The sequence below is a fragment of the Nocardioides marmorisolisilvae genome (assembly GCF_003725775.1).
In the GTDB taxonomy this organism is placed as follows: domain Bacteria; phylum Actinomycetota; class Actinomycetes; order Propionibacteriales; family Nocardioidaceae; genus Marmoricola; species Marmoricola marmorisolisilvae.
In genome coordinates this window covers 418,975-430,120 of record NZ_RJSG01000003.1, presented here as the reverse complement: position 1 = coordinate 430,120, position 11,146 = coordinate 418,975, and the positions used below count along the sequence as shown (strand labels likewise).

Below are 11,146 nucleotides of genomic sequence, written 5' to 3'. Positions count from 1 at the left end.
TCGTCGGAGCTGGTACCGGCTGACGATGAAGCTCGTCGTCGCTCGCGAGAACCAACCGGGGGAGACCCGTGTCGCGATCGTGCCCGCCCTGGTCGGCAGATTGGCGGCGCTCGGCTGGGAGGTCCTCGTCGAGCCCGGCGCCGGTGACCGGGCCGGGTTCACGGATGCTGCCTACGAGGAGGCCGGGGCGCTGGTCGACCCGGCAGCCGTGAGCCAGGCAGACCTCGTCGTCGGCGTGCGGCCGCTGGACCTCGACGGCATCCGCGCGCTGCGCCGCGGCGCTGCCCAGATCTCGTTCCTGGACCCCAGCGCCGACCGCGGAGTCGTGGAGGCGCTCGCCGCGTCCGGCATCACCGCCTTCTCGATGGAGCAGGTGCCGCGGATCTCCCGGGCCCAGTCGATGGACGCGCTCACCTCGCAGGCGCTCGTCGCCGGGTACCGGGGCGCCGTGGTCGCCGCCGGACTGCTGCGTCGGTTCTTCCCGCTCAGCATGACCGCGGCAGGCACCGTGCAGCCGGCGCAGGTCCTCGTGCTCGGTGCCGGTGTCGCCGGTCTCCAGGCGATCGCGACCGTCCGTCGGCTCGGCGCGGTGGTGCGGGCCTACGACGTCCGTGCGTCGTCGGCCGAGGAGATCAGCTCGCTGGGCGCGACCTTCCTCGACCTCGGCCTGGAGCCGCTCGACGGTGCGGCCGGGTACGCCCGGACCATGACGCCGGAACGCGCGGAGCAGCAGCGCGAGCGTCTGGCCCCGTACGTCGCCGAGGCGGACGCACTGATCACCACCGCAGCAGTGCCGGGGCGGCAGGCGCCGATCTTGGTCAGCACCGAGATGGTCGCCGCGATGCGACCGGGGTCGGTGGTGGTGGACCTGGTCGCCGACGTGGGCGGCAACGTGGAGGGGTCGGTGCCCGGGAAGCTCGTCAGCGTCGCGGGAGTCCAGCTCTGGGGTGGCGAGAACGTGCCCGCGCAGATGCCTGGTCCGGCCTCCGAGCTGTACGCCCAGAACGTGCTCAGCCTGGTCGGCCTGATGACCCGGCACGGGCAGCTCGCACCCGACCTGGACGACGAGATCGTGGCCGGGGCGCTGGTCACCCACGGTGGCGCGGTCATCGCCAGATAAACACTGTTTACTTTTCCCCGGATCCGGGCGTACCGTGGAACTCGGAGGTACAGCCATGGCACGCATCGACGAGTTCAAGATGTCGCCCGACGACGGCATGCGGTACTCGATGCCCGAACGCGACCGCGACCGTCAGGACCGCGAGAGTGGCTACGTGATCCTCGCGCTGATCGTGGTGCTGGTGATGGTCGCGACCGCGACCGGTCACATCGAGATCTTCAACACCTACTGATCCGCTAGCGCGCGATCGACCAGCGCACCTTCACAGTGACGCTGACCTGCTGCTTGCCGGGCCGGATCGGGGTCGAGTAGGAGCCCCGGAACAGCGCATCGGCATTCAGCAGCTTGGCTGCCTGGGGATAGGCGTAGACGTCCTGGGGTGTCACCTCCTCGACGTACTCGAGCTCGCCCACGTCGCGGCCCGCCGCCTTGGCCAGGGCCTCCGCTGCCGCCTTCGACTTCTTCACCGCGTTGGTGCGGGCCTGGGCAACGAGGTCGTCGCGGTTGCTGATCGAGAACGAGATGCTGCCGACGCTGACCGCGTTGCCAGCGGCAGTGGTGACGGCGCCGATCACCGTGCCCGCCTTCCCGAGCTTGCGGACCTTGATGCTCACCCGCTCGGTCGCGGTGTAGCCAGTGATGCGCTGGGATCCGGCGGAGTAGTCGTAGTCCGGCTGCACGGACACGCTGCGCGTCTGGATGTCCCGGGTGGCGACCCCGTGCTTCTGGGCGGCGTCGATGATCGCGCGGACATCCTTGTTGGTCATCGTCAGTGCGGCTCCGTTGGAACCGGCCTTGTTGTGCACCGTGGCGCTGAAGGTCAGCTGGTCCGGCGTACCGCTGATGGTGGCCTCACCGCCCGTCACCACCCCGAAGGTCTCGGTGGTCGAGGCAGCGGGTGTGGCCTCGCTGTCGTCGGAGCCGTTGTCCTCGCCCAGGCTCCTGCCGACGAAGAAGACCGCCGCCAGCGCGATCACCAGGACGGCGATCGTGATCAGCTGGTTCGATCGGAGGGCGTTGTTCTCGGGCATGCCGGAGCTCCTTGCGTCTGGGAGTTGCTGCGAGGTCAGACGCGAGGACGTGCCCGGGGGTTCCCGCTTATGCGTTAGTGGGCGAGCCCGTACAGCCGGTCGCCGGCGTCGCCCAGGCCCGGGACGATGTAGCCCTTCTCGTTGAGCTTCTCGTCGAGCGCCGCGGTCACCACGGTGATCGGGATGTCCAGGTGCGCGACCCCGGCCTCGAGGTTGGCGATGCCTTCGGGGGCGGCCAGCAGGCAGATCGCGGTGATGTGGTCGGCGCCCCGGTCGACCAGGAAGTCCAGCGCCGCGGCCAGGGTTCCTCCGGTGGCCAGCATCGGGTCGAGCACGTAGCACTGGCGCCCGGACAGGTCGGCCGGCAGGCGCTCGGCGTACGTGGAGGCCTCCAGGGTCTCCTCGTTGCGGACCATCCCGAGGAAGCCGACCTCGGCGGTGGGCATCAGCCGCATCAGGCCCTCGAGCATGCCGAGGCCGGCGCGCAGGATCGGCACCACCAGCGGCTTGGGCCGCAGGGCGACGCCGTGCGCCTCCGCGACCGGGGTCTGCACGGTGACCGGGTCGACCCGGACCTCGCGGGTGGCCTCGTAGGCCAGCAGGGTGACCAGCTCCTCGGTCAGCCGGCGGAACTCGGGCGACGGCGTCCGCTCGTCGCGCAGGGTCGTCAGCTTGTGGGAGACCAGCGGGTGATCGACAACGAGCAGGCGCATGAAGGGAAGGTTACGCAGTCGTCGCCGTCCTCGCGTCCCGGGCGGTGTTCTGCCACCATCAGAAGGGAATTCGCACCGGTGAGCGGAGGTGAGCGGCATGTCGGACCTGTCCGACGCGGAGATCGACGCGATCGACGTCGCTGTCGCCGCCTACCGTGACGAGGGCACCTGGAACCTCGCCGAGCTGCCGACCCACGCCCTCGACGACGTCGACGCGATCGCGCACGAGCTGCGCCGCTACCCCGGCGACAACGGGGCGCTGGCGCTGATCGCCATCGACGAGGACTTCGTGATCCTGGTCCGCGCGCAGGGCACCCTGGTGCGGGTGCTGCTCTCCGACGCGACCGCCGCTCCCGAGTGGACGCTCGCACGCTCGGTCGTCGACCACCTCGGTGTGCACGTCGAGATCGACGAGGACGAGGAGGCCCCGGCCGGCGCGCTCGACATCCTCGCGGACCTGGGGCTGAGCGCCACCGACATGTCCGAGCTGCTCGACGACCTGGACCTCGACCCGGAAGAGGTGCTGGCCGAGATCGCCGACGCCGTCGGGTTCGGGGACGAGTTCGACGAGTACCTCGACGACTGACGTGGGTACCTGGGACGCCGCCATGCGGCAGGCGCTGGAGCACGCCGCGGGTGCCGCCGCGAGCGGGGACGTCCCGATCGGTGCGGTGGTGCTGGATGCCACGGGTGCGGTGATCGGCACCGGGGTCAACGTCCGCGAGCGCGACGCCGACCCGACCGGCCACGCCGAGGTCGTGGCCCTGCGGGAAGCGGCCCGGAACCGGGGCGAGTGGCGGCTCGAGGGCTGCACGCTGGTGGTCACCCTGGAGCCCTGCACGATGTGCGCGGGCGCAGCCGTGCTGGCCCGCGTCGGGCGGGTCGTCTTCGGCGCGTACGACGAGAAGGCCGGCGCCGTCGGCAGCCTCTGGGACGTCGTCCGCGACCGCCGGCTCAACCACCGGCCCGAGGTGGTCGGCGGGGTGCTCGCCACGGAGTCGACCGCCCTGCTGGACGCCTTCTTCGCCGAGCACCGCGGCTGACGGATTCCCTAGGCAGGACGTGAAACCGGCAGAACGACCCGATGCTTCGGGTCGGAACTGCGTGTTTCGGGTCGGCCGGTCGCGGGGGCGGACCGATTTCAGCCGCACGCCCTCGCTCCGGTAGCCTCTTCGGCGGTGACGTGTCCGAGCGGCCTAAGGAGAACGCCTCGAAAGCGTTTGTGGGTGCAAGCCCACCGAGGGTTCAAATCCCTCCGTCACCGCCGCAGTGAAACCCCGTCCGGGCCTCCCGGGCGGGGTTTTCTGCCGTGTTGTGCGCCACGTCCCCCGCGCGGTGCGGGATCGCTCACCCCTCGATACGCGACTGAACGGCTCCTGGCAGGCAATAGTCTTCGCAGCACCTGACCGCCGCTCACCTCTCGGCGTCGGGAACCAGCACCTAAGGAGACCTCCGTGCGAATCGGAATCCCCCGCGAGTCGAAGAGCGGCGAGACCCTCGTCGCCGCGACGGCCGCGACCGCAGGACAGCTGCAGAAGCTCGGGTACGACGTCGTCGTCGAGTCCGGCGCCGGCGAGGCGGCCGACCAGCCCGACTCCGCGTTCACCGACGCCGAGGTCACCGTCGGCACCGCCGAGGACGTGTGGTCCAGCGACATCGTCGTGAAGGTCAACGCGCCCACGGACGAGGAGCTCGCCCGCGTGCGGCCGGGCACCACCCTCATCTCGCTGATGGCGCCCATGCGCTCGCCCGAGCTCGTCGAGGCGCTCGTCGCGTCCGGCGTGACCGCGCTGGCGATGGACGCGGTGCCGCGCATCTCCCGGGCCCAGTCGATGGACGTGCTGTCCTCGATGGCCAACGTCGCCGGCTACCGGGCTGTGATCGAGGGCGCGCACGCCTTCGGCCGCCAGTTCACCGGTCAGGTCACCGCTGCGGGCAAGGTCCCGCCGGCCAAGGTCTTCGTGGTCGGTGCGGGTGTCGCCGGTCTGGCCGCCCTGGGCGCTGCGGGCTCGATGGGTGCGGTCGTCCGCGCCTTCGACGTGCGGCCCGAGGTCGCCGAGCAGGTCGAGTCGATGGGCGCGCAGTTCGTCACCGTGGACATGGAGTCCGAGGTGTCGTCCGACGGGTACGCCAAGGAGATGACCGCCGAGCAGGAGGCCGCCACCGCGGTGATGTACGACGAGGAGGCGCGCAACGCCGACATCGTCATCACCACCGCGCTGATCCCCGGACGCCCGGCACCCAAGCTGATCACCGCCGAGACGATCGCCGGGATGCGCACCGGTTCGGTGATCATCGACATGGCCGCGGCCAACGGCGGCAACACCGAGCTGACCCGCACCGACCAGGTGATCACCACGCAGAACGGCGTGACGATCATCGGTTACACCGACCTGGCCGGTCGCCTGCCCGCGCAGACCTCGCAGCTCTACGGCACCAACATCGTCAACCTGCTCAAGCTGATGACGCCGGAGAAGGACGGCCAGCTCGTCCTCGACCTGGACGACGTGATCGTCCGCGGCATCACCGTCGCCACGGGTGGTGAGTCGATGTGGCCGCCACCGGCGGTCCAGGTCTCGGCCGCTCCGAAGGTGGAGGCCGCTGCTGCGGTCGAGCCGAAGGAGCCGAAGCCGCAGCTGACCGCGCGGGCCAAGACCGCCCTCGTGCTGGGTGCGATCGCGCTGTTCGGGCTGATCAACGCGGCCGCCCCGACCGACGAGCTGCGGACGCACTTCACGGTGCTGATGCTCTCGATCGTGATCGGCTACTACGTGATCGGCAAGGTGGCGCACGCGCTGCACACGCCGCTGATGTCGGTGACCAACGCGATCTCCGGGGTCGTGGTCGTCGGCGCCCTGCTCCAGGTGAACAGCGACGAGACCAAGATCCAGGTCCTGGCGACCATCGCGATCCTGCTCGCGTCGATCAACATCTTCGGTGGCTTCGCGGTCACCCGTCGCATGCTCGGCATGTTCAACAAGGGGGCCTGAGCCATGACCGTCCTGAGCATCGACATCGCCTCGATCAGCACCGCGGCGTACATCGTCGCGTCGCTGCTGTTCATCCTCGCCCTGGCCGGCCTCTCCAAGCACGAGTCGGCCAAGAACGGCCTGACCTACGGCATGGTCGGCATGGGCGCGTCCCTGGTCGCGACCGTCGCGCTGATCATCGACCACGGCAAGACCTCCTCGGTCGTGCTGATGCTGATCGCCATCGCGATCGGTGCGGTGATCGGGCTGTGGCGGGCGAAGATCGTCGAGATGACCGGCATGCCCGAGCTCATCGCGGCCCTGCACTCGTTCGTCGGTCTGGCCGCGGTGCTGATCGGCTGGAACGGGAACCTGGAGGGCTCGCAGTACAGCCTCGCCAGCCTGAACAACATCCACGAGGCCGAGGTCGCGATCGGCATCTTCATCGGTGCGGTCACCTTCACCGGCTCGATCGTGGCGAACCTCAAGCTCTCGGCCCGGATGAAGTCCGACCCGCTGATGCTGCCGGGCAAGAACGTCATCAACCTCGGCTCGCTGGCGCTGTTCGCGATCCTCACCGTCGTCTACGTCTCCGGCGACGGCGGCACCGGCCAGGACGTCGTGCTGATGGTGCTGACCGTGCTTGCGCTGGCGCTCGGCTGGCACCTGGTCGCCTCCATCGGCGGCGGCGACATGCCGGTCGTGGTCTCGATGCTCAACAGCTACTCCGGCTGGGCCGCAGCGGCGTCGGGCTTCCTGCTGAACAACGACCTGCTCATCGTGACCGGCGCCCTCGTCGGCTCCTCCGGTGCGTACCTGTCCTACATCATGTGCAAGGCCATGAACCGCTCGTTCATCTCCGTGATCGCCGGTGGTTTCGGCATCGAGGCGCCCGCCGGCGATGCGAAGGACTACGGCGAGCACCGCGAGATCCAGGCCGATGCGGCCGCAGACCTGCTGGCCAACGCCAGCTCGGTGGTGATCACCCCCGGCTACGGCATGGCGACGGCCCAGGCCCAGCACGCGGTCGCCGACATGACCTCGAAGCTGCGCGCCAAGGGCGTCGACGTCCGCTTCGGCATCCACCCGGTCGCGGGTCGCCTGCCCGGCCACATGAACGTGCTGCTCGCCGAGGCGCGGGTGCCGTACGACATCGTCCTGGAGATGGACGAGATCAACGACGACTTCCCGGAGACCGACGTGGTCCTGGTGATCGGTGCCAACGACACCGTGAACCCGGCTGCGCTGGAGGAGCCGGGCAGCCCGATCGCGGGCATGCCGGTCCTCGAGGTCTGGAACGCCAAGGACGTCATCGTCTTCAAGCGCTCGATGGCCACCGGGTATGCCGGGGTGCAGAACCCGCTGTTCTTCAAGGAGAACAGCCAGATGCTGTTCGGCGACGCGAAGGACAAGGTCGAGGAGATCGTGCGGCACCTGCCGCAGTGACCTGGCCCTAACCTGGGGCGGTGTACGTACCCAGGTTCAACGCGGTCGAGGACGAGACCGAGCTCCGCGCGATGGTCGCGGAGCTCGGGGCCGGTGAGCTGATCACCACCGGCCCGGACGGTTACCCGTCGGCCACTCTGCTGCCCGTGGTCTGGGAGGGCGACCGGGTGATCGCGCACTTCGCGCGCGCCAACCCGCAGTGGACGACGATCGAGCCGGACGCGCCTGCCCTGCTGGTCTGCAGCGGCGCCCAGGCCTACGTCTCGCCCGCCTGGTACGCGACGAAGGCCGAGCACGGCCGGGTCGTGCCGACCTGGAACTACTCCTCGGTGCACCTGACCGGACGGCTCCGAATCCACGACGACGTCGCGTGGTTGCGCGGCGCCGTGACCACGCTGACCGACCACCACGAGACCGGACGCGACGAGCGCTGGCACGTCACCGACGCCCCCGCGGCGTACATCGACGGTCAGCTGCGGGGCATCGTGGGGGTGGAGCTGGTCGTCGAGAAGGTCGAGGGCAAGGCGAAGCTGAGCCAGAACCGCTCGGAGGAGGACCGCCGCGGCGTCGTCGCCGGGCTCGGCTCGACCGGGAGCCCCGAGGACGGCGTCGTGGCGGGGCAGATGCGGAGCGGGCTCACCTGATCGGCCTCCCTCTCCTGTGATAAAGTCTAGTGACTTACTACAGAATGAGAGGAGGTTGAGTCAGATGCCCCAGGAAGCACCCCAGGAGACCGCGCCGAAGCACGCAGCGATCGACATCCACCAGCACCTCTGGACGCCGGAGTTCGTCGACCGCCTGCGCGCACGCACGCAGTTCCCCTACCTCCGCGGCTGGACGCTGCACACCGCAGCCGAAGCGCCGTACGAGGTCGACCCGCAGGCACACGACGTCCAGCGGCGCATCGCCGCTGACCACGAAGCAGAGGTCGGGGCGTCCTGCCTCAGCCTCTCCGCCCCGCTGGGCATCGAGGACCTGCCGCGACCCCAGGCGAGCCTGCTGATCGACGCCTGGCACCGCGGCGTCGCCGAGCTCCCGGAGCACTTCCGGGCCTGGGCCTCGGTCCCGACCCAGGAGCCGGACCTCCCGGCCGTGCACGCGCTGCTCGCCCAGGACCGGTTCGTCGGCCTCCAGCTGCCGGCGACGAGCGTGCTGTCGCCGGCGTCGTGGGAGCGGGTCTCGGCCCTGCTGGTCGCCGCCGAGGTCGCCGGCAAGCCGGTCCTGGTCCACCCCGGGGCCGAGCGGGCGCGGCCGCTTCGCGGCGCGGTCCCGGGCTGGTGGCACCCGGTCGTCGGGTACGTCGCCCAGATGAGCGCGGCCTGGTGGGGCTGGCAGGCCTTCGGCGGCCGGGACCTCTTCCCGGACCTGCGCCTGGTCTTCGCAGCCGGTGCGGGCCTGGCCCCGGTGCACCAGGAACGGCACGTGCTCCGCGGCGGGACCGACCGTCCGGTCGATCCGAACGTCTACGTCGACACCTCCTGCTACGGACCGCGGGCCCTGGACGCCCTGGTCCGCGTGCTCGGGATCGACGCGCTGGTGCTCGGGAGCGACCGCCCGTACGGGGAGCCGATCGCGGACTTCCTGGGACTGGCGGCCACGCACGCCGTGCGGGTGCGCAATCCGAGGGCGCTGCTGGCCCCGACGCCGGCGTACGACCAGACCTGGGCAGTGGCGTCGTGACCGCCGTGCTGGAGCCGACCGGGCTGCAGCTGCCCGGTCGGGACCTCAACCTGGGCGAGCTCGCCGACCTGGTGCGCACGATCGCGGCGGACCCCGAGTCGTGGCAGCACCTGGTCGCGTTCGACTCCGAGGACCGGGTCTACGTCTCGCTGCACCGCGACTCGCACGTGGACATCTGGCTGCTGTGCTGGACGCCGGAGAACGACACCGGCTGGCACGACCACGACGTCTCCGCCGGCGCGGTCGTGGTCGTCGAGGGTGCCCTGGTCGAGAGCAACCTGACCCTGCAGGACGGTGCTCGCGAGGTCCGGTACGGCGCGGGTGAGGTGTTCTCGTTCGGTCCCGACCACATCCACCGTCTGAACGGAGCCGTGCAGGGGTCGGTCTCCGTGCACGCCTACTCGCCGCCCCTGTGGCGGATGGGTCAGTACGCCGTCAACGACGCCGGCGTCCTGCGTCGGGTCTCGCTCTCGTACGCCGACGAGCTGAGACCGCTCGACGCAGACTGACCGCACCCGTGGACCCCCGGACTCCCCCCACTCGTCCGGGGGTCCACGCACGTCCGGGCGCTGTTCGGGTGATTGACGTCCGAGGTCGTCTCGGCAACGCTGCCCTGCGTGACTGCCAAGGACGAGCTCACGAAAGCGCTGGGGGCCGCTCCGCCGGAGGCGGTCGCCACGCTGCCCGCCGCGACCCTGACCCGGCTGGCCGAGCAGATCGATGCGGCGAAGGCCCGCCAGGACGCGGACCTGGAGAAGTCGGTCAAGGTCGCGATCGACGGGGTCCCGTTCGCTGTCCGCGGCATCGTCCGCAAGGCGCTGCTCGGGTGAGCCCGACCCCGAAAGCGCCGGTCCCGAGCCACGCGGTCAGTCCGCAGATCGGCCGGATCGCGCGACTGCTGCACCTGGACCCTTCCGAGGTGACGGGACTCGACGGCGTCCCGGACGCAGACCTGCGGACCCTGCACGACCAGATCAGCAAACGGCTGTTCGGGGACGCGCAGCGGCAGTTCGCCCGGGTCGCCGCCCTGTCGAAGACCATCCCCGGACCGCTCGCAGGAGTTCTCGCCGAGAAGTTCCTCCCGCCGGTGATGGCGGCGCGTGTCTCGGAGATGCTCGATCCGGCCAAGGCGCGCGACCTGATCGGCCGCGTCTCGGTGACGTACCTCGCCGAGATCGCGCTCGCCCTGGACCCGGTGCGTTCGAAGCCGGTCGTGCAGAAGCTCCCGCCGGAACCGATCGGCAAGGTGGCCAAGGAGCTCTTCGGGCGCCAGGAGTACGCCGCCATGGCCGAGTTCGTGGGCACGGTCACCACCGATGCGCTGATGGCAGCGTTCGAGGTGGCCACCCCGCACGACCTGCTCGCGGTGGTGCCGCTGCTGGAGTGGAACGACAACCTCGACGTGGTGGTGGCGGACCTGCCGCACCACAAGGTCACCCAGATCGCGACGTCCCTGACCCCTGTCGAGCTCGCCGACCTCGCGATGGCGCTCGACCCCAGCCGGATGGGCCCGATCGTCGCAGCGGTCCCCGCCGAGGTGGTCGCCGGGATCGCGAAGGCGCTCTTCGAGCGCGGCGAGTACGCCGGGATGGCGCGGTTCGTCGGGGTGGTGACCCCCGAGATGCTGCACGCCGCGTTCGAGGTGGCAACCCCGCACGACCTGCTCGCGGTGGTGCCGTTGCTGGAGTGGAACGACAACCTCGACCACGTGATCGAGGAGCTGCCCGAGGGCCAGGTCGAGGCGATAGCCGCCGAGCTCGATCCCGGGGAGATGGCTGACCTCGCCGTCGGCCTGGACCCGTCGCGGATGGGCCCGATCCTGCGCGTGGTGCCGCCGGCCACGGTCGCCGAGGTCGCCCGGGTGCTCTTCGCCCGCAAGCAGGTCGCGGAGATGGTGAAGTTCGTCGACGTCATCGACGACATCCCGGACGAGGTCGTCGACGCGCTGCTCGGCGAGATCGCCGAGGGCGAGGACTGGGACTCCGCCCAGCAGGCCTTCGAGGAGGTCGGCCCCGAGGCCCAAGCGCGGCTCTTCAGCCGGTTCGACGGTCTGGCACCCGCGCACCAGGCCAGGATCCGAGCGGCTGCGGACGCCGGGGAGCTCGGCCCGGCGGCGACGGCACTGCTGACCGGCAAGCCGTAAGTATCCGTGACACGAAGTCACAAGAAACGCCGTCGAAACCATTG

13 protein-coding genes and 1 tRNA gene are annotated in these 11,146 nt (G+C 70.4%); 12 read left to right on the top strand and 2 right to left on the bottom strand.

Translation table 11 applies throughout. From position 1 onward, the window contains the following. On the top strand, nt 1-1,120 hold a 1,120-nt coding region (locus EFL95_RS17525), incomplete at its 5' end, for an NAD(P) transhydrogenase subunit alpha (RefSeq protein ID WP_246005021.1). A gap of 55 nt (nt 1,121-1,175) precedes the next feature. Further along, nucleotides 1,176-1,352 carry a hypothetical protein gene (locus EFL95_RS19655; RefSeq protein WP_183407242.1) on the top strand — a complete coding sequence of 59 codons (177 nt, stop codon included), beginning with the start codon at nt 1,176-1,178 and terminating at the stop codon, nt 1,350-1,352. A 4-nt stretch (nt 1,353-1,356) separates the two neighbouring features. Here the strand turns inward: EFL95_RS19655 and EFL95_RS17520 are convergent, their stop codons facing one another. Both EFL95_RS17520 and upp read right to left on the bottom strand, forming a co-directional pair. Beyond that, nucleotides 1,357-2,151, bottom strand: a complete 795-nt coding sequence (locus EFL95_RS17520) for an SIMPL domain-containing protein (RefSeq protein WP_123235374.1) — start codon at nt 2,149-2,151, stop codon at nt 1,357-1,359. Between the two features lie 74 nt (nt 2,152-2,225). Next, nucleotides 2,226-2,864, bottom strand: a complete 639-nt coding sequence (gene upp, locus EFL95_RS17515) for a uracil phosphoribosyltransferase (RefSeq protein WP_123235373.1) — start codon at nt 2,862-2,864, stop codon at nt 2,226-2,228. Nucleotides 2,865-2,961: 97 nt separating this feature from the next. Between upp and EFL95_RS17510 the strand changes: the two genes are divergently transcribed. From EFL95_RS17510 to EFL95_RS17465, 10 genes are all read left to right on the top strand, one after another. Then, nucleotides 2,962-3,450, top strand: coding sequence for a tRNA adenosine deaminase-associated protein (locus EFL95_RS17510; RefSeq protein WP_123235372.1), 489 nt, complete (start codon nt 2,962-2,964; stop codon nt 3,448-3,450). Nucleotides 3,451-3,472: 22 nt separating this feature from the next. After that, complete coding sequence (locus EFL95_RS17505; protein ID WP_123235414.1) at nt 3,473-3,907, top strand: nucleoside deaminase; 435 nt, start codon at nt 3,473-3,475, stop codon at nt 3,905-3,907. A 134-nt stretch (nt 3,908-4,041) separates the two neighbouring features. Next, nucleotides 4,042-4,128: transfer RNA gene (locus EFL95_RS17500), tRNA-Ser, on the top strand. 190 nt (nt 4,129-4,318) lie between these two features. Continuing rightward, on the top strand, nt 4,319-5,854 hold the full coding sequence (locus tag EFL95_RS17495) for a Re/Si-specific NAD(P)(+) transhydrogenase subunit alpha (RefSeq protein WP_123235371.1): 1,536 nt from the start codon (nt 4,319-4,321) through the stop codon (nt 5,852-5,854). Nucleotides 5,855-5,857: 3 nt separating this feature from the next. Next, complete coding sequence (pntB, locus tag EFL95_RS17490; RefSeq protein ID WP_123235370.1) at nt 5,858-7,279, top strand: Re/Si-specific NAD(P)(+) transhydrogenase subunit beta; 1,422 nt, start codon at nt 5,858-5,860, stop codon at nt 7,277-7,279. Between the two features lie 20 nt (nt 7,280-7,299). Continuing rightward, entirely contained in the window at nt 7,300-7,923 is a 624-nt protein-coding gene (locus EFL95_RS17485) for an FMN-binding negative transcriptional regulator (protein ID WP_123235369.1), read from the top strand. A gap of 64 nt (nt 7,924-7,987) precedes the next feature. Next, nucleotides 7,988-8,959, top strand: a complete 972-nt coding sequence (locus tag EFL95_RS17480) for an amidohydrolase family protein (RefSeq protein WP_123235368.1) — start codon at nt 7,988-7,990, stop codon at nt 8,957-8,959. Next, on the top strand, nt 8,956-9,468 hold the full coding sequence (locus EFL95_RS17475; protein WP_246005020.1) for a cysteine dioxygenase: 513 nt from the start codon (nt 8,956-8,958) through the stop codon (nt 9,466-9,468). Before EFL95_RS17480 ends, EFL95_RS17475 begins: the two co-directional genes overlap by 4 nt. 108 nt (nt 9,469-9,576) lie before the next feature. Further along, nucleotides 9,577-9,789, top strand: a complete 213-nt coding sequence (locus EFL95_RS17470) for a hypothetical protein (RefSeq protein ID WP_123235367.1) — start codon at nt 9,577-9,579, stop codon at nt 9,787-9,789. Beyond that, nucleotides 9,786-11,102, top strand: a complete 1,317-nt coding sequence (locus tag EFL95_RS17465; RefSeq protein ID WP_123235366.1) for a magnesium transporter — start codon at nt 9,786-9,788, stop codon at nt 11,100-11,102. Before EFL95_RS17470 ends, EFL95_RS17465 begins: the two co-directional genes overlap by 4 nt. Nucleotides 11,103-11,146 lie beyond the last annotated feature (44 nt).